This is a genomic window from Streptomyces sp. NPDC002787, from assembly GCF_053592095.1.
Genome location: NZ_JBSFVC010000034.1, coordinates 71,968 through 93,872, shown reverse-complemented (window position 1 = coordinate 93,872; position 21,905 = coordinate 71,968). Strand labels below are relative to the sequence as shown.

General features: G+C 70.7%; 18 protein-coding genes and 4 pseudogenes. 15 read left to right on the top strand and 7 right to left on the bottom strand.

What is annotated here, in order from left to right; translation table 11 throughout:
* Positions 1–663: an exonuclease domain-containing protein gene (locus ACWD26_RS36350; protein WP_451276671.1), complete on the bottom strand. Its 663-nt coding sequence runs from the start codon at positions 661–663 to the stop codon at positions 1–3.
* Between the two features lie 41 nt (positions 664–704).
* On the opposite strand from ACWD26_RS36350, the pseudogene ACWD26_RS36345 reads away from it, so the two are divergent.
* Together ACWD26_RS36345 and katG are read left to right on the top strand one after the other, a co-directional pair.
* Positions 705–887, top strand: a pseudogene (locus ACWD26_RS36345) (DUF6192 family protein); the annotation flags it as partial.
* A 212-nt stretch (positions 888–1,099) separates the two neighbouring features.
* Positions 1,100–3,289, top strand: a complete 2,190-nt coding sequence (katG, locus tag ACWD26_RS36340; protein ID WP_451276669.1) for a catalase/peroxidase HPI — start codon at positions 1,100–1,102, stop codon at positions 3,287–3,289.
* Between the two features lie 138 nt (positions 3,290–3,427).
* Here katG and ACWD26_RS36335 read toward each other — a convergent pair whose 3' ends face one another.
* Entirely contained in the window at positions 3,428–3,820 is a 393-nt protein-coding gene (locus ACWD26_RS36335) for a VOC family protein (protein ID WP_451276667.1), read from the bottom strand.
* Positions 3,821–4,471: 651 nt separating this feature from the next.
* Here ACWD26_RS36335 and ACWD26_RS36330 point away from each other — a divergent pair.
* The 6 genes and pseudogenes from ACWD26_RS36330 to ACWD26_RS36305 all read left to right on the top strand — a co-directional run bounded on the left by ACWD26_RS36330 (position 4,472) and on the right by ACWD26_RS36305 (position 7,474).
* On the top strand, positions 4,472–5,266 hold the full coding sequence (locus ACWD26_RS36330; RefSeq protein WP_451276665.1) for a hypothetical protein: 795 nt from the start codon (positions 4,472–4,474) through the stop codon (positions 5,264–5,266).
* Positions 5,163–5,779 (top strand): annotated as a pseudogene (locus tag ACWD26_RS36325) (aldehyde dehydrogenase family protein); the annotation flags it as partial. The gene ACWD26_RS36330 and the pseudogene ACWD26_RS36325, both read left to right, overlap by 104 nt.
* Positions 5,780–5,919: 140 nt before the next feature.
* Positions 5,920–6,303 (top strand): annotated as a pseudogene (locus tag ACWD26_RS36320) (aldehyde dehydrogenase family protein); the annotation flags it as partial.
* A 1-nt stretch (position 6,304) separates the two neighbouring features.
* Positions 6,305–6,493, top strand: a complete 189-nt coding sequence (locus ACWD26_RS36315) for a tautomerase family protein (protein WP_451276664.1) — start codon at positions 6,305–6,307, stop codon at positions 6,491–6,493.
* Positions 6,494–6,537: 44 nt separating this feature from the next.
* Entirely contained in the window at positions 6,538–6,999 is a 462-nt protein-coding gene (locus tag ACWD26_RS36310) for a hypothetical protein (RefSeq protein WP_451276662.1), read from the top strand.
* A gap of 1 nt (position 7,000) precedes the next feature.
* On the top strand, positions 7,001–7,474 hold the full coding sequence (locus ACWD26_RS36305) for a pyridoxamine 5'-phosphate oxidase family protein (protein ID WP_451276660.1): 474 nt from the start codon (positions 7,001–7,003) through the stop codon (positions 7,472–7,474).
* 81 nt (positions 7,475–7,555) lie between these two features.
* Here ACWD26_RS36305 and ACWD26_RS36300 read toward each other — a convergent pair whose 3' ends face one another.
* The 4 genes and pseudogenes from ACWD26_RS36300 to ACWD26_RS36285 form a co-directional block, all read right to left on the bottom strand.
* Positions 7,556–8,590 carry a sulfotransferase gene (locus ACWD26_RS36300; RefSeq protein WP_451276658.1) on the bottom strand — a complete coding sequence of 345 codons (1,035 nt, stop codon included), beginning with the start codon at positions 8,588–8,590 and terminating at the stop codon, positions 7,556–7,558.
* 125 nt (positions 8,591–8,715) lie between these two features.
* Positions 8,716–9,150, bottom strand: a pseudogene (locus tag ACWD26_RS36295) (acyl-CoA dehydrogenase family protein); the annotation flags it as partial.
* A gap of 15 nt (positions 9,151–9,165) precedes the next feature.
* Positions 9,166–10,110 (bottom strand): N-acetyltransferase family protein, encoded by a 945-nt coding sequence (locus ACWD26_RS36290; protein WP_451276656.1) that lies wholly within the window; start codon positions 10,108–10,110, stop codon positions 9,166–9,168.
* A gap of 163 nt (positions 10,111–10,273) precedes the next feature.
* A complete protein-coding gene (locus ACWD26_RS36285) occupies positions 10,274–10,903 on the bottom strand; it encodes a TetR/AcrR family transcriptional regulator (RefSeq protein WP_451276655.1) in 630 nt (209 codons plus the stop codon).
* Between the two features lie 68 nt (positions 10,904–10,971).
* On the opposite strand from ACWD26_RS36285, the gene ACWD26_RS36280 reads away from it, so the two are divergent.
* The 7 genes from ACWD26_RS36280 to ACWD26_RS36250 all read left to right on the top strand — a co-directional run bounded on the left by ACWD26_RS36280 (position 10,972) and on the right by ACWD26_RS36250 (position 20,907).
* Positions 10,972–11,982 (top strand): DMT family transporter, encoded by a 1,011-nt coding sequence (locus tag ACWD26_RS36280; RefSeq protein ID WP_451276653.1) that lies wholly within the window; start codon positions 10,972–10,974, stop codon positions 11,980–11,982.
* A gap of 209 nt (positions 11,983–12,191) precedes the next feature.
* The gene (locus tag ACWD26_RS36275; RefSeq protein ID WP_451276651.1) at positions 12,192–15,980 is read left to right on the top strand and encodes an nSTAND1 domain-containing NTPase; all 3,789 of its coding nucleotides are present in this window, start codon (positions 12,192–12,194) and stop codon (positions 15,978–15,980) included.
* A 166-nt stretch (positions 15,981–16,146) separates the two neighbouring features.
* Positions 16,147–17,046: a LysR family transcriptional regulator gene (locus ACWD26_RS36270; RefSeq protein WP_451276649.1), complete on the top strand. Its 900-nt coding sequence runs from the start codon at positions 16,147–16,149 to the stop codon at positions 17,044–17,046.
* A gap of 213 nt (positions 17,047–17,259) precedes the next feature.
* Positions 17,260–18,441 carry a cytochrome P450 gene (locus tag ACWD26_RS36265; RefSeq protein ID WP_451276647.1) on the top strand — a complete coding sequence of 394 codons (1,182 nt, stop codon included), beginning with the start codon at positions 17,260–17,262 and terminating at the stop codon, positions 18,439–18,441.
* 67 nt (positions 18,442–18,508) lie between these two features.
* Positions 18,509–18,838, top strand: coding sequence for a 2Fe-2S iron-sulfur cluster-binding protein (locus ACWD26_RS36260; RefSeq protein ID WP_451276645.1), 330 nt, complete (start codon positions 18,509–18,511; stop codon positions 18,836–18,838).
* 37 nt (positions 18,839–18,875) lie between these two features.
* On the top strand, positions 18,876–19,016 hold the full coding sequence (locus ACWD26_RS36255) for a hypothetical protein (RefSeq protein WP_451276643.1): 141 nt from the start codon (positions 18,876–18,878) through the stop codon (positions 19,014–19,016).
* Between the two features lie 229 nt (positions 19,017–19,245).
* Positions 19,246–20,907 (top strand): ABC-F family ATP-binding cassette domain-containing protein, encoded by a 1,662-nt coding sequence (locus ACWD26_RS36250; protein WP_451276641.1) that lies wholly within the window; start codon positions 19,246–19,248, stop codon positions 20,905–20,907.
* 72 nt (positions 20,908–20,979) lie between these two features.
* Here ACWD26_RS36250 and ACWD26_RS36245 read toward each other — a convergent pair whose 3' ends face one another.
* Positions 20,980–21,774 (bottom strand): hypothetical protein, encoded by a 795-nt coding sequence (locus ACWD26_RS36245; RefSeq protein WP_451276640.1) that lies wholly within the window; start codon positions 21,772–21,774, stop codon positions 20,980–20,982.
* Positions 21,775–21,905: the final 131 nt, after the last annotated feature.

Sequence of the window (21,905 nt, the reverse complement as noted above, 5' to 3'; positions counted from 1 at the left end):
TCAAGAGCCCGATCGACTACGAACACGACTACTGGGCCAGCCTCGGTGAGGGGCTGGCTGCATAGGAAGGTCTCCACGATTCGAGGGGATTGACACCGGCCATGCCCCGCGGCCCAACAGATCGAGGACGAGTGCAGCGATGTTCCACGCGTCGTCCTCGCCACGGTGATGGCGTCCCTCGAGCGGCAGTCCGGCGACCTGTAGAGCGTGGTCCATGCCGGGTTTCCTGCGCAGCCCGTACGCCGCGGCGAACACGGCCTTGGCATTGGTGTGGGTGCGCTCCGTCGGATAGCCGAACGGGTAGGCCACCCCGTCGGCCTGAGTCTGCCGAGCGAATTGCCGACGGTCGTACTCGCCCCAGCTCGCCCAGGGGCGCTCCCCGGCCTCGTACTCCTCGACGAGGATCCGGCATGCCTCGGCGAAGGTGACGCCCCGCTCCACCTCGGCTTGCGTCAGTCCGGTCAGTTCAGTGCAGAAGTCACTCACCGCCGACCGGACAGGGCGGACCAGGACACGATGCCGGGACACGCGACGCCCTGCCGACACGTCCACGACGGTGAGACCGATCTCGATGATCTCGTGCACAGAGTCGGGCGGCGGCTGTCCGTCCCAGCAGGTGGCTTCCACATCAATGACGTTCAGCAGGGAGGATTCGTGGCGCATGGGGCCGAGGGTAGGGAAGCGCACCCGGTTCCGGCACCTCAATATCTGCGAGCCCGGTTCGCGCGCCAGGAGGCCGCCCCGCGACTTCAGCGCGGGGAGCACTACGACGACGCCGGCGGGAGACGATCTGCCGGGGGGACTTGGCGCGGGTACGCGCCGCAGTCGACTGGATCGAGAACGCCGTCACCCGAGGCGAGGTCGACCTGGACGAGCCGCTCCAGAAGCTGCTGAAGGGCTCGGGTGAGCCGGCGATCCTCGACCACCGGGCCACACCTCGATTCGGAGCAGAAACGAAAGGCTTTCCTCGCACGTTTGTCATGCGGGGGCGCCCTGCGTGTTTCGTAGCGGTGCCGTCTGCGGTGCGCGACCATACGGACGCCGACATCACATTCATCGGCATGGTGCGTGGAAACACCGAGAAAGAAAGAAGGACGACGTGTCCGGCAGCGAAAGCGAAAACCCGGCAATCGCCTCCCCCACCCCCACGCCGACTCGGCCCAGGACGAACCGGGACTGGTGGCCGAATCAGCTGGACCTTCAAATTCTCCACCAACACTCGTCCCGTTCCAATCCCATGGACGAGGACTTCGACTACGCAAGAGAGTTCGCGACCCTCGACCTCGACGCGCTGAAGCAGGACGTCTTCGACGTGATGACGACGTCGAAGGACTGGTGGCCCGCCGACTACGGCCACTACGGACCGCTCTTCATCCGGATGAGTTGGCACGCCGCCGGCACGTACCGTGTCGCCGACGGCCGCGGCGGTGGCGGCAGCGGCGCTCAGCGCTTCGCCCCCCTCAACAGTTGGCCGGACAACGCGAGCCTCGACAAGGCACGCCGTTTGTTGTGGCCGGTCAAGCAGAAGTACGGTCAGAAAATCTCCTGGGCCGACCTTCTGGTTTTCGCCGGTAACTGTGCCATGGAATCAATGGGGTTCAAGACGTTCGGGTTCGGATTCGGGCGAGAGGACATCTGGGAACCCGAGGAGATCTTCTGGGGGCCCGAGGACATCTGGCTCGGAGATGAGCGCTACAGCGGCGACCGGGAACTCGCCGCTCCCTTCGGTGCCGTGCAGATGGGACTGATCTACGTCAATCCTGAGGGGCCCAACGGCAATCCGGATCCGCTGGCCGCCGCCCGGGACATTCGCGAGACATTCGGGCGCATGGCGATGAACGACGAGGAGACGGTCGCACTCATCGTCGGCGGCCACACGTTCGGCAAGTGTCATGGTGCGGTCGATCCCGCGTACATCGGCCCGGAACCCGAGGCCGCACCCGTGGAGCAGCAGGGTCTCGGCTGGCGGAACACGTACGGCAGCGGCAAGGGCGCCGACACGCTCACCAGTGGGCTAGAGGGCGCGTGGACCACCGAGCCGACCAGGTGGGACAACGGATACCTGGACAACCTGTTCGGGTACGAATGGGAGCTGACAACGAGCCCCGCCGGTGCCAAGCAGTGGACTCCCACGGATCCTTCGGCCAAGGGCACGGTGCCCGATGCCCATGATCCGTCGAGGAAGCACGCTCCCATGATGCTGACGACGGACCTCGCGCTGAAGCTGGATCCGATCTACGGCCCGATCGCGAAGAGCTTCCACGAGAACCCGGACAGGCTCGCGGAGGGGTTCGCCAAGGCCTGGTACAAGCTGTTGCACCGTGACATGGGACCCGTCACGCGCTACCTCGGCCCGTGGGTCCCCGAGCCGCAGCTGTGGCAGGACCCCCTCCCCGAGGTCGATCACGAACTCGTCGTGGCCGAGGACGTCGCTGCTCTCAAGAGCAGGATCGTCGCCTCGGGACTGTCCATCTCCCAGCTGGTCACCACCGCTTGGGCGTCCGCGGCGAGCTTCCGCGGCACCGACAAACGGGGCGGGGCCAACGGGGCACGGATTCGACTGGCACCGCAACGGGACTGGGAGGTCAACCACCTGCCCGAGGTGGCCGAGGTGCTGCAGAAGCTGGAGCGGATCCAGCAGGACTTCAACGGCTCACAAGAGGGCGGCACGAGGGTCTCGCTCGCCGACCTGATCGTCCTGGGCGGGTGCGCGGCCGTCGAGCAGGCCGCCAAGAACGCCGGTTACGACATCACCGTGCCGTTCGCACCGGGGCGCACGGACGCCTCGCAGGAACAGACCGACGTGGAGTCGTTCGCGGTGCTCGAACCCAGGGCCGACGGGTTCCGGAACTACCTCCGGGCGGGAGAGAAGCTGTCGCCGGAGACACTTCTGCTGGACCGCGCCAACCTGTTGACGCTGACCGCTCCCGAGATGACGGTGCTGATCGGCGGCATGCGGATCCTGAACACGGGCTTCGGGCGATCCCCACACGGTGTCTTCACCCACCGGCCGGAGACATTGACCAACGACTTCTTCGTCAACCTGCTCGACCTGGGCACGGAGTGGAAGGCGTCGACTGCGGACGAGAACGTGTACGAGGGCCGGGACAGCGCCACGGGCGAACTCAAGTGGACCGCCACCGCGGTCGACCTGGTCTTCGGTTCACACTCCCAGCTCCGAGCCGTGTCGGAGGTCTACGCTGCCCAGGACGCGGGCCACAAGTTCGTGCATGACTTCGTGGCCGCGTGGGACAAGGTGATGAACCTCGATCGGTTCGACCTGGTCTGAACCCGATGTCCCGGCGGGGCCAGGGACGCTGGTTTCGCAGAGCTCCCGCAGCGCTTCCGTGGCGGGCACGCGCACTCCACCCGCAGCACGCGTGCCCGCCGAAGCCAGAGCGCCACTCACACCAACGGACCTCGTTCGTCAATTCTCCTGGAGCACGGAGAGAACGTTCCCGGCGGGGTCGGTGAACCAGGCGATCGCCGCGGGGCCGCCGTCGCCGACCCGGACGATGCCCTTGTCGTCGTGGTCGAATTCGGGATAGCGCTCAAGGTTCACGCCGCGCCGCTCCAGTTCGTCGACGGCGGCCTCGATGTCGTCCACGGGGAAGTTGAGAAGCGTGAACGTCGCGGGGGTGTGCGTCTCCTTCGGGTAGACGAAGACACGCGCGCCACTGCCGAGTGTGAGGGTCAGCATCCGCATGTCCCCCTGCCCGGTCTCCTCCACCTGGAGACCGAGAGTCTCACCGTAGAACCGGCGGGCCTCGCCGAGGTCGTCGACCGCGAAGCCACTGTACGCCTGCGCCTGTCCGAACATGCCGTGTGTCTCCTTCACGGGTGAGCCGTCCCAGGACCTCAGGGCACACCACGCGCACCACGGTCAACGACACGCCACGCGGTCGACGTCCGGATGGTCGCGCGCCCTTCACCCACACGAAGCGATGCCCGACCACCGCTCGTGCTCCGCCGGTGGAAGGTGTGGGTCGACGGGGGTTACCAGAGCAGCGTTTCGACTGGGCTTACGGGACCGTCTCGACCACATCGTGATCCCCGTGAGCGTCACGGGCCGAGCCGACCGCACAAGATCACCGGTCGCTCCTTACGCAACACGAGTGAATCAGCTGACTTCATCGGTCGGTGCTGGTGTGAGTTCCGTACGGTTTGTGTCGGGATCCGGCGGCCGTAGGGAGGCCCTGACGGCGGGCACCGGTTGAAGGGGCACCTGCATGGTGAGGTTGGGGAAATCGCCGGACGTGCTCAGCGTGCGGACGGATCGCTGCTGTCGGCACAGCGCTGGTCTCCGGGGCGCGGTCGGCGTGGCAAGTGTTGTCGGAGCAGCGCCGACCGCTCCCGGCGGTGCGAAGGCGAAAGTCTGGCGGCGCGGATGATGATCTCCCTCGGACCGTCCGTCGGCTGCTTGGTGTTGACCCTCTCCCTGTTGCTCCGTGTCCGGGGCACGCGGGGGCGAGTGCGGACCCGGCTGCTTCTGGTGGCGGGTTCCGCGGCCGCCGGGGGTGTCTATCGGGCCTCCCTTGCCGCGCTGTCGACTCATCCGGTGCCGGCGCCGGCACCGGATTCACCGGGGTTGGGCGGTCTGGCGGTGGTCGCCGGAGTGACGATCACGGTCGGGCTGGGGATGGCCGGTCTGGTGGTCGCGGCCGATGCCGGTACGGGTTGGCAGGCGTGGCTGCGGCGCGTGCTCGATGGGGCCGTCATGGCCGGGGCCGGGTTCATGGTGGGATGGGTACTCCTCGGCAGGGCCGGTGATGGCTGGCGGCCGGAGACGGGAATGTTCGGCATCCTGTGGACCTCGGAAGTCGTGTCCCTCGGTTTTCTGCTCGCCCTGCGACGTCTCGTACGGGGCGACCAGCGGGCCACCTTGTGGGCAGCGATCGTCGGGGTGTGCCTCATGTTGATCGGCGACACCCTGCGACTGTTGAGGGTCGGTTCGCTGGGCCACGAGGCGATGTCTTCCCAACTGGCCGATATCTGCGGCACGGCGGGACTGCTGATCGTCGCTGTCGGTCCTTGGGTGCCCGGCGGGGCCAGCGTCCTGGGCGCTGGTCGGCCGACGCTGCGATCAGGGATGGAAGGCGCCGCAGCATTCGTTCCCCTGACCGTCTGCACGGTCACGGCGCTGGGTTACGCCCTGGCGCCTCTTGCCGGCGACCCGGTACCGCTGTTGGTGGGCGGGATGGCACTACTGGGCCTCTGGGCCCGCCAGATCTGCCTGCCGAGCAAGACCACGGGCAAGGAGGACTGAGCAGTGCGGTGTTGCCGAAGGGCGACGAACCCTGCTGCGTCGCCTCGGTGACCTGATCGCCGCGAACGCCGAGGACCTGGCCCGCATTAAGAAGAAGGACAACGGCAAGCTGCTGCGGGAGATGCGCGGGCAGCTGGCGACGTTGCCCGAGTATTACTACTACTACGCTGGTCTGGCCGACAAGATCCACGGCGACTTCATCCCGCGCCCGCGCCCGCGCTCTGCGCCGGCAACACGGTCGTGATCAAGCCCTCGGAGTACACCTCGGCGACGGTGCTCAGGCTCGCCGAGCTGGCGCTGGAGGCGGGGTTCCCGCCGGGTGCGGTGAACGTCGTCACCGGGTTCGGCGCCGAGGCCGGGCAGGCCCTGGTCGACCACCGGGATCTCGCGAAGATCTCCTTCACCGGCAGCACCGCCACCGGAGCTCGCATCGCGGCCGCCACGGCGAGCCGCTTCATCGGCTCCACGCTGGAGCTCGGCGGCAAGTCACCCAACATCGCGTTCGAGGACGCGAACCTCCCGAACGCCGCGATGGGCGTCGTCGCCGGCATCTTCGCCGCCGCCGGGCAGAGCGTCGACCTCGGACGCGGCGAGGGTGCCCGGGTGCTACCGGCGGGCGGGCCACCGACGGCGGCCTCGGCGGCTGGTTCTACGAGCCGACCGTCCTCGTGGACGTCGACAACAGCATGCGCGTCGTACGCGAGGAGATCTTCGGCCCCGTCGTGGCGGTCATGCCGTTCGACGCCGAGGACGAGGTCGTACGTCTGGCGAACGACACCGACTACGGGCTCGCGGCCGGCGTGTGGACGACGAATCTCGCACGGGCGCACCGGATGGCGGCGCGTCTGGACGCGGGGACCGTGTGGGTGAACACCTACCGGGCCATGTCCCCGATGTCACCGCGGCAGGGCTTCAAGACCAGCGGCGTCGGGGTCGAGCACGGCACCGAGACGATTTTGGAGTACACGCGACTGAAGAGTGTCTGGATCAACACGAGCGAGGAGCCCGTGGCCGACCCGTTCACGATGCGGAGCTGACATGCCACAGCTCGCCATCACCCTCGCGGAGGGCCGCAGCCCGGCGCAGATCCCTGACTTGATGCACGAGGTGCACGCCGCCGTCCTGCGCACCGTCAACACCCGGCCCGAGTACATCCGCGTCGTCGTCCACGAGGTTCCCCGGACGCACCGGGCCACCAGTGTGATCGGAGCCGGTCGCGACCGATGAGTTCTCGCTGTCGGCGCGGTCCGTACTGCGAGGAGGTGTTCGCGATGGACGCGAAGGCACGGCAGGAGGCTCTTCGACGGCTGGATGCGCTGGTCGGGGAGTGGGTGGTGGAGGCGGACCTCGCCGTTGGTCAGACGCCGCCTGTCGGGCGGAGTGTGTTCGAGTGGACGCTGGACGGGCAGTTCCTGGTGCAGCGCACGGAGTGCCCGGACTCCGACATCCCGGGTAGCACGGCGATCGTCTCGGTCGACCCGGGGACGGGAGCGTACACACAGCACTACTTCGATGCGCGCGGTGTCGTACGGACCTACGCGATGGCCTTCGACGGTGGGGAGTGGCGGCTGCTGCGTGAGCGGGCGGACTTCTCGCCGCTGGACTTCCGGCAGCGGTTCACCGGCCGGATCGAGGACGACGGTGACACCGTCCGGGGTGCCTGGGAGCTGGCGCGGGGCGGCTCCGGGGAGTGGGAGCGGGACTTCGGGCTGACCTACCGACGGAGCCGCTGAGATGAGGCCGACCGCCGAGAACGGGCGCGGGATCGTCGAGGCGAGTCTGTACATGGTCCTGGCGACGGCCGACGCGGAGGGACGGCCGTGGAGCACTCCGGTGTACTTCGCACACGTGGGGTGCCGGGAGTTCTTCTGGTTGTCCTCGCCGGAGGCGGCGCATTCGCGGAACATCGCGGTACGGCCCGAGGTGGGCGTCGCGGTCTTCGATTCGTCGGTGCCGATCGGGGGCGGTCAGGGGGTGTACATGGCCGCCGTGGCCGAGCTTGCGGAGGACCGGGACGTCGAGCGGGGGCTGGAGGTCTTCTCCCGGCGCTCGCTGCGGCACGGCGGGCGCGTCTGGACGGTCGACGACGTACGGGGCGACTGCGGTCTCAGGCTGTACCGCGCGGTGGCCGAGGAGCACTCGATGCTGGCCAAGGACGGGAAGCCGGACCATCGCGTACGGGTTCGGCTCGACGAGCCACGGCCGTGACGAGGGCGGCCGCCGCGCTACTGCCGGTCCCGCCACGTCGGCGGAGTGGGGCCGGTTTCGGGCGCGGGGCGGGGGGAGGTGTCAGGGTGCCGGTTGCCTCGCCAGGGCGTGGGTGCCCGGGGCGCAGCTGTCTCGTAGTTCGGTGCGCTCGGTGGTGGGCAGGCTGCGGGCGGAGCCCCGTCGGCTGTGGTCCAGCAGGGCGGACGCGGTGTGCAGCCACCGTGGCAGGGGGCTCACGCCGATGAACTCGGCCAGGCGGGTCAGTTCTTCGGCGGGGTGGTCCAGGAGGTTCTCGTAGGCGAGTGTGGTGCGCCGGTCGGCGGGGAGCCGGGTGAGGAACTCCGCTCCCTCGGTGACGAGTTCGGACCACAGGGCGCCGAAGGTCCGCAAGGGGAGGTGACGGTCGCGTACGAGGGCGGGGTCGAAGCGTTCGTCGAGCAGGGGTGCCAGGTCCGGGGGCAGCGCGCGGACGTGCTCGGGGGTCAGGTCGGCGAAGCTGTCGATGCCGCAGTGGGCCTTGATCTCGCGCAGCAGGGAGATCGTGCGGTATCCGGGATGGCGGCTCATGGAGAGGGCGCAGTCCGGGCCGTCGCGGAACATGTGCACGAACTTCGCTTCGGGGAAGGCCTTGCGCAGTCCCGGGGCCCAGCCGGTCGAGTAGCCGGAGCGCTCCACGACAGCGGTGCGTTCGAACCGGGCGCAGAGCAGGTCGAACAGGGCCCGGTGGTGTTCGGCGGCGGTGCGGTGCGGCCACTGGACCACCGCTGCGCCGAGGTCGTCGAGGAGTCCGTCCGGGTCGTCGGTGAGGTGGGGCAGGACCATCAGGGAGAGGGCGGGAATGCCCGTGGTCCGCGTCGAGTACCTGCCGGGGCGGCGGGTGTGGAGGAACTCCGGCAGGGGCAGCCCGCTGCGGATCATCCGCTCGAAATGTGGCGCGGGCCGGAAGAGCGCCTGCCAGAACTCCTCGCCGCCCACCTTTCCCTCCGGGAAGGCCGCGTCGCCCACCGAGGCCATGAACTCGTTCAGGCTCAGCACGTCCGGGTGGGCGTTGAGGATGCGTGACAGCGCCGTCGAGCCGCTGCGCCCCGTACCGAAGACGAAGGTCAAGGAACGCATGATCCCCTTTCGACTCGCGCATGGTGCGACCGGTGCCGCTCATGGGAGCGTTCACCGTGCGTACGGTCCAACTCTGCCCGGTCCGGCGGGTTCCGTGTGCCCGGGCGGAAGGACTCGCTGCCTTTTTAGAGGTAGCCGGGGAAGGGCTGGACGCCCAGGAGGACCGCGCCGGCGCCGTCGTACATGCCCTCCTGGAGGAAGGCGTGCTGGGGTACGACCGAGGCGTCGCACAGATGGCGCTGGAGGGGGCTGCCGTCGGCGACGGCGACGTCGGGTCCTTCCGCGTACAGCTCGGCCTGGGTGTCGAGCGGCAGCGCGGCCAGGTAGACCAGGGCGGAGCCGAAGCTCGCGCCCCAGCCGGCCGAGCCGTCGACGACCGATATCCGTTCGATGAGGCGCAGGAACTTTGGCGGAGGAAGGGCGTCGCCCCCGAAGCGCTTCGGCGCGCTCGCCCGGTAGAGTCCCGCGTCCTCGAAGAGGGCGATCACGTCTCGCGGGACGTGCCGTTTCTCCTCGAATTCGGCCCGCCGCTGCTCGACCACAGCCAGCACCCGGTGTCGAGCGGTTCGCCTTGCCTAGCGGTTCGCCTTGCCGCCCTGTCGACACCGTCGGGTGTCGTGCTCCCAGCGGCGGTCGGTGCGGGTCAGTTCCTGGAAGCCCGCCGAGGTCAGGTGGTCGATCATCGTGCGGTCGGTGGCCGCTTCGTAGGCGAGGAGGCGGTCGACGCCGCACAGGCGCAGCCAGTCGGCGGCCTGTCCCAGGAGCCAGTGCTCCAGGCCGTCGCCGGACGCCGTCGGGTCGATGTGCAGGTTGCCGATGTCGGCGAGTCCCGTGCCCCGGGTGTGGCGTTCCGGGCGGGACAGGGCCGTGTCGACCTCGATGAAGCCGAGGGCGCGGTCGGCGGCGTACGCCGTGAAGCGGGTGCCGCACTCTCCCAGCGTGCGGTCGACGGTGATGCCGGGGCGCGGCTCGTGCGGCGGCAGGTCGGCGACCCGCGCGATCAGGATCACCTCGGTGTCGCCGACGTGCCGGAAGCCCGCGCGTTCGTAGACGGCGCGGATGTGCGGCCAGGTGCGGGGCAGGCCGTAGACGGCCGGGGCGGGGAGTTCGCCGCTCGCGTACCGGGCTCGTACGTCCCAGCGGGCCAGGTGGGCCAGGCAGGCGCTCATCAGCAGGTCCGCGGCCTCGTCGGAATCAGGCCAGAAGGAGGCGGGTGGACGGCAGACGAACCAGTCGACCTCGCCGATGCCCCGGTGTTGCGGGCCGACCTCGTCGTCCGCTCGGTAGCGCAGCAGATGGGCGGCGGCCACGATCTGGTCGCGCTGCTCGGCGACCAGGGTCGCACGCCCGCTCACCCAGGGGTCGGTGATGAACTCGTCCGGCTGTCGCTCCAGAGCGCTGAGCACCGTGTTCACGGAGACGGAGACGCCGGGGACGACGGTGGCGACGTGCACGTTGATCAGGTCGGTGAGCTGGTCGCGGTCGGCGCGGCGGAAGGGGCGCACTTCGGGCGCGGGCATGGGAGGACCTCCGGTCGGAGAACGATGTCGGAAGGCCGCCATGCGGTGCGGTACGGGTCGAGGGTACGGCGGCTGTGGTGGCGGGCTCCAGTGGGTTTCCGACGCGCTACGAACCTGCCCGTCGGGACATGCGCGCGACAGGTCCGATCATCGGTCTCCGCCGTCATGTCCGGGTCTCCTGGGACAGGGGACGGGTGCTTCCGTGTCCGGTGGCCGCGAGGAGGGCCCGCGCCTGCTCGCGGGCGTGGCCGAGGGGGTCCGCGAAGATGTTCAGGCCGTGGCCTACGAGTGCTCCTTCGTGAAGCAGGAGGAGCGTCCGGCCCAGGTGGTCGGCCCCGTCGGGGGTGATGTCCCTGGCGAGGTCGGTGAAGAGGGCGAGCATCCACTGCTTCTGCCCGGTGATGATCGGGTGGGCCGGGTGGGACGGATCGCTGATCTCGGCGTGGGCGTTGACCATGGCGCATCCTTTGGGACTGTTCTCCGCCGACCAGGCGTGTGAGGCGTCGAAGACGGCCAGGACGCGCGCCGTCGGCGTCGGCTGTTCGGCGTCGAGCCGCTGGGCGAGGAAGGTCCGCCAGCGTTCGTCGCGGGCCGCGAGGTACTCCACGACGATCTGTTCCTTGGAACCGAACCGGTCGTAGAGGGTCTTCTTCGTCACCCCGGCCTCGGCGGCGATCAGGTCCACCCCGACGGCATGGATGCCCCGCTCGTAGAACAGCCGCGAGGCGGCCTCCAGGACGCGCCGTGCGGCAGGCGTCATCGTGATCCGTCGCGGCTTCTCGCTGGTGCCCATGCTCCGAGAGTATACCGATCTGTATAGTGGGGTCATGGGTATACAGATCGGTCTAGTGGAGGTGTGACGTGAACTTCCTGCTCTCGACCGCCTTCGTGCTCTGCTGGAGTTCCGGGTTCATCGGGGCCAAGCTCGGCGCGGGCAGTGCGTCCGCGCCCACGATCCTGATGTGGCGGTTCCTGCCGCTGGCCGTCATCCTGCTCGTCGTCGCCGTCGTCTCCCGGGCGTTGTGGCGAGGCCTCACGGTGCGGGATGTGGCACGGCAGGTCATGATCGGTGCGCTGTCGCAGAGCGGCTATCTGCTCACCGTGTACTACGCGATCCAGCTCGGGGTCTCCAGCGGCACCACAGCCCTGATCGACGGCGTCCAGCCCCTCGTCGCCGGGGCGCTCGCCGGACCGTTGCTCCGTCAGTACGTCTCGCGCGAGCAGTGGATCGGCCTGTGTCTGGGCGTGAGCGGCGTCGCCATCGTCACCTTGGCCGATGCGGCGGCCGGCACCGGAGTGGCCTGGTGGGCCTATGCGATCCCCTTCCTCGGCATGTTCTCGCTGGTGGCGGCCACGTTCCTCGAAAGCCGCTCCCGCACGCGGGTCTCGCCCGCGGTGTCGATGACCGTCCACTGCGCCACGAGTGCCGTCGTCTTCACGCTGCTCGCGGTGGGTGCCGGGCGCGCGAAGCCGCCCGCCGAGGCCTCGTTCTGGATCGCGATCACCTGGCTCGTGGCCCTGTCGACCTTCGGCGGGTACGGGCTGTACTGGCTCATCCTGCGGCGCTCCGGAGTGACCGAGGTCAACACGCTCATGTTCCTCATGGCACCGGTCACGGCGGTCTGGGGTGCCCTCATGTTCGGTGAACCGTTCGGTCCGCACACCGCCCTCGGCCTGGCCGTCGGCCTCGCGGCGGTGATCGTCGTCCATCGCGGTGGCACCACAACAACCAGGGGCCACGCGTGGCGGGGCCACGGGTGCCCTCTGGAACGGCACGCCGTAGCCGGCAGGTTCGCGGGCTCCGTGGGGGGAGATCCGACGGGGAGTCGTCGTGCGGCCGCGCGCACGCGGCGCCGTCCGCATCAGGGGTAGCGGCTTGCGCATTGTCCCCGTTCGGTCACTGGTGCCGAAGAAACAACTCCTGAAAAATATGAACCCGCAGTGCTGGTGGTGGCACGGGGGAACGGGGAGCCACGGGGAGCTGCGGAGACCATCGGGGAGGTGCGGCGATGCCGCGCAGGGAGAGGCCGCTTGACTCGGGGGACGGTCCGTTAGTCGAATTCGCCGCAGGATTACGGCAGTTGAGGCGGAAGGCCGGGAACCCGCCGTACCGGCGACTCGCGGAGCAGGCGCACTACTCGATCTCGACCCTGTCCTCCGCCGCGTCCGGGCAGCGGCTGCCGACACTGGCGGTGACGCTCGCGTACGTGCGCGCCTGCGACGGGGACGTCGAGGAGTGGCGGGAGCGCTGGCGGGAGGCCGAGGAGCTCCTCGGGGAGGAGGGGGAGGCGGTTGCCGCGGCCGGGGAGGAGGTCGGGCCGCTTCCGCCGTACGCGGGGTTGCGGTCCTTTCGGGAACAGGACTCCGAGTGGTTCTTCGGCCGGGAGCGGTTGCTGGAGGAGCTGGTCGGGCGGCTGGATCGGCAGCGGTTCGTGGTGGTGATCGGGGCCTCCGGGTCGGGCAAGTCCTCGCTGCTCCGGGCCGGGTTGGTGCCGCGGCTGAGGGAGGCGGCACGTACGACGGTGGTCGTACTGACGCCGGGGGCACGGCCGTTGGAGGAGTGCGCGGTGCGGCTGGGGGCGATGGCCGGCCTCACGCCGGGTGCCCTGTACGAGGAGTTGAGGAGGGATCCGGAGAACCTGGGGCGTGTGGTGCGCCAGATCACCGCCCAAGCCCCCGCTCACCCCCACGACAACGAACTCGTGCTGGTCGTCGACCAGTTCGAGGAGACCTTCACGCTCTGCCGGGACGCCGCCGAGCGGGACCGCTTCGTCGAGGCCCTCGTCTCCGCCGCCTCGGACGCCGGCGGCCGATGTCGGGTCGCGCTCGGGGCGCGGGCCGACTTCTACGCGCACTGCACGCACCACGCGCTTCTGGTGGAGGCGATGCGCGACGGGCAGGTGCCCGTCGGGCCGATGAGCCTGGACGAGTTGCGCCGCGCGGTGGTGCGGCCCGCTCAGCGGGCCGGACTGACCGTCGAGGGCGCGCTGCTGGCGACGCTCGTCGCGCAGGCGCACGGTCAGGCAGGCGTGCTGCCACTGCTGTCGCACGCGCTGCTGCAGACCTGGCGGCGACGGCGGGGCAACGCGCTGACGCTGGACGCGTTCGAGGCTGCGGGCGGACTGGAGGGCGCCCTCGCCCGCACCGCCGAGGAGTTCTACCAGGAGTTGGACGCGGGGCGGCGGCGACTGGCCCGGCAGGTGTTTGTACGGCTGACCGCGCTGGGCGACGGGACGGAGGACACCCGGCGGCCCGTCCGGCTGGCGGAACTGCACGGGCTGGCCGGCGCCGACGACGGCGAGATCCGTGCCGTACTGGATCTGGCGGCGGGCGCTCGGCTCCTGACGCTGGACCGCGAGCGGGTGGAACTGGCCCACGAGGCGCTGATCCGATGCTGGCCCCGCCTGCACGGCTGGCTGACCGAGGACCGCGAGGCGACCCGGACCGCGCGCCGGCTCACCGACGCGGCCCAGGCCTGGGAAGCGCTGGGGCGGGAGCCCGGCGCGCTGTACCGCGGCACCCGTCTCGCCCTGGCCGCCGGGCTCGACCGCACGACGCTGGCCGTGGCGGAGCGGGAGTTCCTCGACGCCGGTCTGGCCGCCGAGGCCGCGGAACAGTCGGCGGTGCGGCGGCGGGCCCGGTTCCGGCACCTGGGCGTGGCGCTGCTGAGCGTCCTGCTCGTGCTGACCACCACGACCGCGGCCCTCGCCGTACGGGCGCAGCGGGCGGCGGACCAGCAGCGAGACGTCGCCGGTTCCCAGCGTGCCGCCGAACGGGCCGCGGCGCTGCGCACGGTCAACCCCGCCCTGGCCGCCCAACTGAGCCTGGCCGCCTACCGCCTGTCGCCCACCCCCGAGGCGCGCGGCAGTCTGCTCAGCGCCTTCGCCACCCCGTACGCCACTCAGCTGACGGGCGGGCCGGGCGCCGTCACCGCGGTCGCGTTCAGCGCCGACGGTCGCGTCCTGGTCACCGGCGACGCCGATCGGAGCGTGCGGTTGTGGCGCGTCCCCGACCCTCACCGGCCGGCCGAACCGGTCACGTTGGCCCCCCTCGGCGGTTCGGTGCGCACGATCGCGGTCGCTCCCGACGGGCGGCTGCTGGCGGCGGGAGGCGAGGACGGGTCGGTGTCGCTGTGGGACATCGGCGACGTACGGCGGCCCCGGCTCGCGGCGCGGCTGCCGGTCGGCGCCGGTCCGGTCGTCGGGGTGGGGTTCGGGCCCGGTGGACGTACCCTCGTGACCGCCGCTCGCACCGGGATCCGGGTGTGGCGGCTGTCGGATCCCGGCCGACCGCGCGGCCTCGCCACCCTGGACGCGGGTGCCGACGTCACCGCGGTGGCGTTCCACCGGGACGGGCGGACGCTGTCCACGGGCCATGGTGACGGGACGGTGCGGCTGTGGGAGCTGGCCGCGTCGGGTGGGCACCTGCGACGTTTGTCGGCCTCCGCCGGTCAGGACGGCCACACGGGCCAGGTGAACACGGCGGCGTTCACCCCGGACGGACGCCGACTGGCCACCGGTGGCGCCGACTTCACCGTACGGCTGTGGGACGTGGCCCAGCCGCGCCGGCCGCGCGAGACGCAGACGCTCACCACGCACACCGACGCGGTCAACGCCGTCGCCTTCAGCTCCGACGGACGGCAACTGGCCACCGGCGGGACCGACGGCACCGTACGCCGGTGGGATGTGACCGGTTTCGGTTCCGCGCGGGAAGCGGCGGTGCTCACGGGACACACCGGCAGCGTCCGATCGCTGGCCTTCGGCTCCGGGGGCCGCACGCTGGCCAGCGGCAGCGAGGACCAGAGCACCCGTCTGTGGGATCTGCCCGGCCCGGCGCTGACCGGCCACACCAGCTCGGTCTACTCCGTCGCCTTCAGTCCCGACGGCCGGCTGCTGGCCACCGCGAGCTACGACCGCACCGTACGCCTGTGGAACCTCGCGGACCGGAGCCGCCCACGCGAACTCCCCCCGCTCGTCGGCCACACGGGTCCCGTCAACTCGGTCGCCTTCAGCCCCGACGGCCGCACCCTGGCCAGCGCCAGCGCCGACGGCACCCTGCGCCTGTGGGCTCTCGACGGACCTCGAAGTCTTCGCTCGCCGCGTACCGTTCCCGGCCGGATCGGCCACGTCAACTCGCTGGCGTTCAGCCCCGACGGCCGCACCCTGGCCACGGGCGGCGAGCAGGGCACCGTACGCCTGTGGAACACGACGGACGTACATCTCCCCCGTCGTCTCCCCCGCCCGCTGTCCGTCCTGCCGGGACGCGGCCCCGTGGACTCCGTGGCGTTCGCCCCCGACGGCCGGACCCTCGCCGTGGCCAGCCGGAACCGCACGGCCACCCTCTGGAACGTCACCCGCCGAGAGCAGCCGGCCCGTCTGTCGGCCCTCACCGGCCACACAGGCGCGGTGAAGTCGGTCGCTTTCTCCCCCGACGGCGGCACCCTGGCCACCGGCAGCGAGGACCGCACCGTACGGCTGTGGAACGTCACCGACCCCCGCGACCCGCTCGGTCTCGACCGCCTCGACGGCTACGCCGACGGCGTCATGTCCGTCGCCTTCGCCCCGGGCGGCCGCACGCTGGCCGCCGCCAGCGCCGACGACAAGGTGCGGCTGTACGGTCTGACAGCCGGCGGCGACGTCCGGGAACCGGTGTTCCTGACCGGCCACACCAAGCCGGTGGACGCCCTCGCCTTCAGCCCCGACGGCCGCACGCTCGCCACCGGCAGCGAGGACTGGACCGGCCTGCTGTGGGACCCCGGCATCGAACGCGTCGCCTCCCGGATCTGCGCCACGGTCTTCCCGGCGATCACCCGGGCAGAATGGCGTCAGCACTTCCCGCAGTGGGAGTACCGGCCGCCCTGCGGGAGCTGACGGCGCGGTCGTCGTGGTTCCGGGGGCGGCTCAGGGGCGGAAAACGTAGTGGAGCATGATGTTGCCAGTGCTATCGTTAGCATAGATGCATGGCCTTGACGTAGAGTGCGGTTGTCGTGAAGACAAGGATCGGGACACGGGTTTCTGCGGACGCTAGGGGTCCACGGTGGAACTGCGCTGGCTGACGTCGTTCGTGGCGGTCGCCGAGGATCTGCACTTCGGGCACGCCGCCGACCGGCTGTATCTGGCCCCGTCGGCGCTGAGCGCCCAGATCAAGGCCTTGGAGACGGATCTGGGCGTGCGGCTCGTCGACCGCGGCCGCCGCTCCCGGATCCGGCTGACCGGCGCGGGCGAGCTCTTCCTGACCGAGGCCCGGCTGACTCTGGCGCAGGTCGCGAAGGCCGAGGCCGTGGGCCGCCGGGCGGGCCGGGGCGAGCTCGGCGAGGCCGAGATCGCGTACGTCGCCTCCGCCGCCTTCTCCGGCGTACTGACCCGTGTGCTCGCCGACTGCGGGCGGCATGAGCGGGACGTGACGGTACGGGTGCGGGAGATGGAGACCCCGGCGCAGCTGGAGGCGCTCGACTCGGGCCGGATCGATGTGGGTTTTCTGCGGTGGCGGCCGGAGTATCCGCCTGAGCTGACGGCGGTCTGTCTGTTGACGGAGGCGATGGTGCTCGCCCTGCCGGAGGAGCACCGGCTGAGCGGGCTGGAGGCCGTGCCCGCCGCCGAGCTGGCCGAGGAGCGGTTCGTGGTGCCCCACTTCGACGAGGAGCACGACTTCCGCGACCAGATCAACCAGGTGGCGCGGGCCGGGGGTTTCCCGCCCCGGCTCGCGCCACCCGTCAAGGACTTCGTCGCCGCCCTCACCCTCGTCGGCGGGGGCCTCGGTGTCGCCCTCGTACCGGACTCGGTGCGTTGTGTGCGGATGCCCGGTGTCGTTCACCGGCCGCTCGCCGATGTGCCGCTCACCACCCGGCTGGTCGGTGTGCATCGCCGCGAGGAGACCTCGCCGGCCGTGCGCCGGGTGATCCACCGCCTGCGCGCGGCCGCCTCGGAGAATGGTTGACGGAGACGACGGGGCTGCGGCGAGGCCGCCCGGCCGGCTCTGGCAGCATCTGCGCTAACGATAGCGACGGGGGGGGCGAAAGCCAGAGAGATCGAAGCATGGAATTTCCGAGGAACCGCATCAGGAAAACCGCGTTTCCGTGGGCTTAACAGGGCTCTTCCCGTCGGTCACAGTCGGCAGCGTGACAGAGGCAGTCCAGAAAGGACACCGTCGATGGGGACGACCGTCAGTCAACCTGCCGAGCGCATCGGTCTGAGCCGGCTACGGCAGGACCCCTATCCTTCCTACCGGTATCTCCGGGAGCACGACCCCGTGGCGTGGGTGCCGGAAGCGGGGCGCCATCTGGTCACCCGGCACGCGGACATCACGCACATCGAACGGAACCCCGAGATCTTCCTGTCGGCGGAGAACCCCTCCCTGATGACGAGGTCGATCGGGGAGACCCTGCTGCGGCAGGACGGTGCCGCCCACCAACGGCTGCGCCGGGCCGCCGAGCCACCGCTGCGGCCCCGGGTCGTCAAGGAGCACTGGCTTCCGGTGTTCCGGCGCAACACCGAGGATCTGCTGGTGGGGCTCGCCGGACGGGGGTCGGGCGATCTCGTCGCCGAGTTCGCCGGACCGCTCGCGGCCCGCAACCTCGCCGCGCTGCTGGGCCTGCGCGGGGTCGGCGAGGACGAGATGCAGCGGTGGTCGCAGGCGATCATCGACGCCGGCGGGAACTACGGCGAGGACCCGGAGATCTGGGCCCGCTGCGCCCGCGCGGTCGCCGACCTCGACACGGCGATGGACGAGATCCTGCCCGCCCTGCGCCGCGAGCCCGATCCCTCGGTGATCTCGGCCATGCTGCACGCCGACGCCCCGCTGACCGAGGACGAGATCCGCACCAACGTCCGGGTCTTCCTCGGCGGCGGCCTCAACGAGCCCCGCGACTCCGTCGCCACCGCCGCGTACGCCCTGCTGACGCATGACGATCAGCGGCGCGACGTCGAGGCCGACCCCGCCCTGTGGAAGCGGGTGTTCGAGGAAGCCGTCCGCTGGGTCTCCCCCATCGGTATGTATCCGCGCCGGGTGGCCTGCCGCACCGAACTCGCCGGACGGGTCCTGGAGCCCGGCGACAAGCTGGGCGTCGTCATCGCCTCCGGCAACCACGACGAACGGGTCTTCGACCACCCCGAACGCTTCGACATCCACCGCGCCGAGACCGGCCACGTGGCCTTCGGCGGCGGCCCGCACTTCTGCCTCGGGACCTGGGTCTCCCGGGCCGCCGTCGCCCGGGTCGCCCTGCCGAGCCTCTTCGACGCCCTGCCCGGCCTGCGCCTCACCGGCGAGGACGTGCCCTTCGAGGGGTGGGTCTTCCGGGGCCCGCTCCGGCTCGACGCCACCTGGAACGCCTGACCTCGCACCCCCGCGTACAGCTGGAACGCCCGTTCCTCACGCCCCGACGACCAGAGGAAGCCCGATCATGCCGAAAATCACCTACGCCCAGCCCGACGGCACCGAGACCGTCCTCGACCTGGCCCCCGGCACGACCGTCATGCGCGGCGCAGTCGCGGGCGGGGTACGCGGCATCGTCGCCGAGTGCGGCGGCAACCTGATGTGCGCGACCTGCCACGTCTACGTCGACCTCGACGAGGACACCCCGAGCCCCTTCTCCCCCGTGACCGACGACGAGGACGAACTCCTCGACTGCACGGCCAAGCCCCGCGAAGCCGGCAGCAGGCTCAGCTGTCAGCTGGGCGTCTCGGAGGGGGCCGCCGACATCGTCGTACGGGTTCCGGAAGCGCAGACCTGAGCGGTCACGGCTCGGCGGCCACCGGCCCGGAGACCACATGACAGCCCGCAGACTCGTCGCGCTCAGCCACTCCCCCGGGCAGGAGGAGGCCGCCGACGCCACGTTCGACCTCAAGGCGCTCACCACCGCGCCCGCGCCCCGACCAGTCGTCCGCCGTCGTACGACCTCAAGCGTTTAATTCGCGAGCCGTTCGAGTGAGCGATTGCTAGGTTTGTCGCATGAGTTACGTCTTCTACCTCTGACCGGGCCTCGCGGCTCCGCTCCTCACGTGGGTGAGGGGCCGGGAGCCGGAGTTCGCCCACGGCCCACCGCTCTCTGCCGGATGGGGCCGTTCGTCAGAGCTGGGCACACTCCCTGTGAATCCGGGATTCCCGGGTGACGTGTGCCTCCTTCCGGAGGAAGAGAACGTGACTGCCCTTGCCTTGCCTGCCCGCGCCCGGGCTCAACTGACCTGCGCCGGTGTCCGCGTCGACCGTGGTGGGCGCACCGTGCTGCACGACGTCGACGTGAACGTGTCCCCGCGATCGCGCTGGGGCGTCGTCGGCGAGAACGGACGCGGCAAGTCGACGCTGCTGCACGTCCTGGCCGGCACCCTGGCCCCCGACGAGGGGGAGGTACACCGCGTGGGCACCCTGGCCCTGGCCGAGCAGGAGATGCCGGCGGAGGACGAGCGCACGGTCGGCGACGTCATCGACGAGCACCTCGCCGACGCCCGCGCGGCCCTCCGCCAGTTGGACGCCGCCTCCCAGGCCCTGGCCGAGGAGCGGCCCGGCGCCGCACAGGAGTACGCCGACGCCCTGGAGGCGGCGCAGACTTTGGACGCCTGGGACGCCGACCGCCGTGTCGATGTCGCCCTCGCCGGTCTCGGCGCCGTCAGCGACCGTACCCGCCCCCTCGCCACGCTCTCCGTCGGCCAGCGCTACCGCATCCGGCTGGCCTGTCTGCTGGGTGCCGAGTACGACTTCCTGCTGCTGGACGAGCCGACCAACCACCTGGATCTGACGGGGCTGGAGTACCTCACCGCCAGGCTGCGCGCCCATCCCGGAGGGGCGGTCGTCGTCAGCCACGACCGGGCGCTGCTGTCCGACGTGGCCACCACGATCCTCGACCTCGATCCCACCCACGACGGGCGTCCCCATGTCCACTGCGGCGGATACGCCGGCTACCGCGAAGGCCGGGAGGCCGAGCGGGTCCGGTGGGAGACGGAGTACGAGCAGCAGCGGACCGAACAGGCCCGTCTCCAGCAGGCCCTGTCGGAGGCGCAGAACCGGCTGAGCACCGGATGGCGCCCGGACAAGGGCACCGCCAAACACCAGCGCGCCACCCGGGCCGGCGCGCTGGTCCGTTCGGTGCACCGCCGCCAGGACGACCTGGAACGCCACAAGGTCACCGCGCCCGAACCGCCCCGCCGTTTCCTCATGCCCGAACTCCCCGCCAGGTCCGGTGTCGTGCTGCTGCGCGCGGACGAGGTGAACGTCCGAGGACGGCTGCACCGGTCGACCTCGCTGGCGGTGACGTCCGGCGACCGGCTGGCCGTCACCGGACCGAACGGGGCCGGCAAGTCCACGCTCTTGTCCGTCCTCGCCGGGGAGGTCGCGCCGACCGCGGGCCGGGTGCACCGCTCGCACAGCCTGCGCCTGCGCCTTCTGGGGCAGGAGTCGCCGCACGCGACGCGCCGCCGACGGGCCCGTGACCTCTACGAGGCGCACACCGCGCGGCTGGTGACCGCCGGAGTCCTCGGGGAGGGCGAGGTCGTGGGGCTCGGCGCGCTGGGGCTGCTCGCCCCTCGTGACGCCGACAAGCCGGTGGCGGAACTGTCGATGGGACAGCAACGCCGTCTCGATCTCGCCCTGGCGCTCGCCGCCCGGCCGCACGTCCTGCTGCTCGACGAACCGACCAACCATCTGTCCATCGCTCTCGTCGACGAGCTCACCGACGCCCTGCGTGCCACCGACGCGGCCGTCGTCGTCGCCACGCACGACCGCCAGATGCAGCGCGACATCCACGACTGGCCGCGCCTCGCGCTGTCCCGGCAGAGCACGCAGCAGGCCGCGCTCACCGGTGACTGACGGCCGCCTTCACGGTGCCCTCGTCGTCCCGTGCGCGGTCGGACTCGACGCGGATGTCGAGGCTCTCCTCGGTCACACCGGGGCGGGCATGTTCATGAAGGCCTGGCAGAGGGCGAGTACCTGAGCCTCGGTGTGGCCGCCCGGGTCGTTCTGGAGGCGCTCGAACCTTCCCCGCAGGTCCTGCCAGATCATCACGGACTGCTGGGGGTTCCCGCCCGGGAGGTCGAGGTCGGCGTTCAGCTGTACCTCCCTGAGGTACCGCACGACCTCCCGGGGGTTGGTCAGACTCTTGACCACCTCCAGGATCGGGTCGGCGAGCTGCTGCTGCGTGCCCTGCTGGAAACCGGAGTACTGGGCGACGACGTCGAACGCGGCCTGTCCGGAGAGGCGTTGCTGCGAGATCTCCTCGATCGCCTCCGGCATGTGGTGGGCCAGCATGCCGATTGCGCTGTTCGCGGCGCCGTTCCCGGCCCAGAGGTTGCTCTGGTTGTTGTTCATGCCGTCCAGCAGGGCCTGTACGTCCTGGCGGGAGTTGAGCTGGGTGTTGTTCCCCGCCGTGGTCGCGCCGTTCTCCGTCCACCAGCTCTGCAGCGCGTCCTTCATCGTGTGGTGCGAGACGATGTGCCTGCGGTGCTGTCCCTGCGCGACCGGCATCGCCGTTCGGGTCGCGTTGCTGAAGTTGTTGCGCCGCAACATGCGTTGGACGGTCGCTCCCTGCCCGTGCAGGGCATGGGCCACCGCCGCGTTGCCGGCGGCGCGCTGCAGGGTCGCGATCGCCGCGTGAGCGGGCGCGGCGTACCGAGCCGGGCCCGGCCGGCCCTCGTTCCGTCCCTGATGCGGGCCGGACTGCTGCTGGTACGCGTGCACTGAACCTCCTGCTGCTGACCTCGGACGCGGCGTTCCATCCCTATCGCATGCGCCGCTCCCGGGTGAATGACCGGGCGGGCAGCCGTGGGGGCAACTCCCGCTGAACGAGGGGGATGAGGTTCATCGGGGAC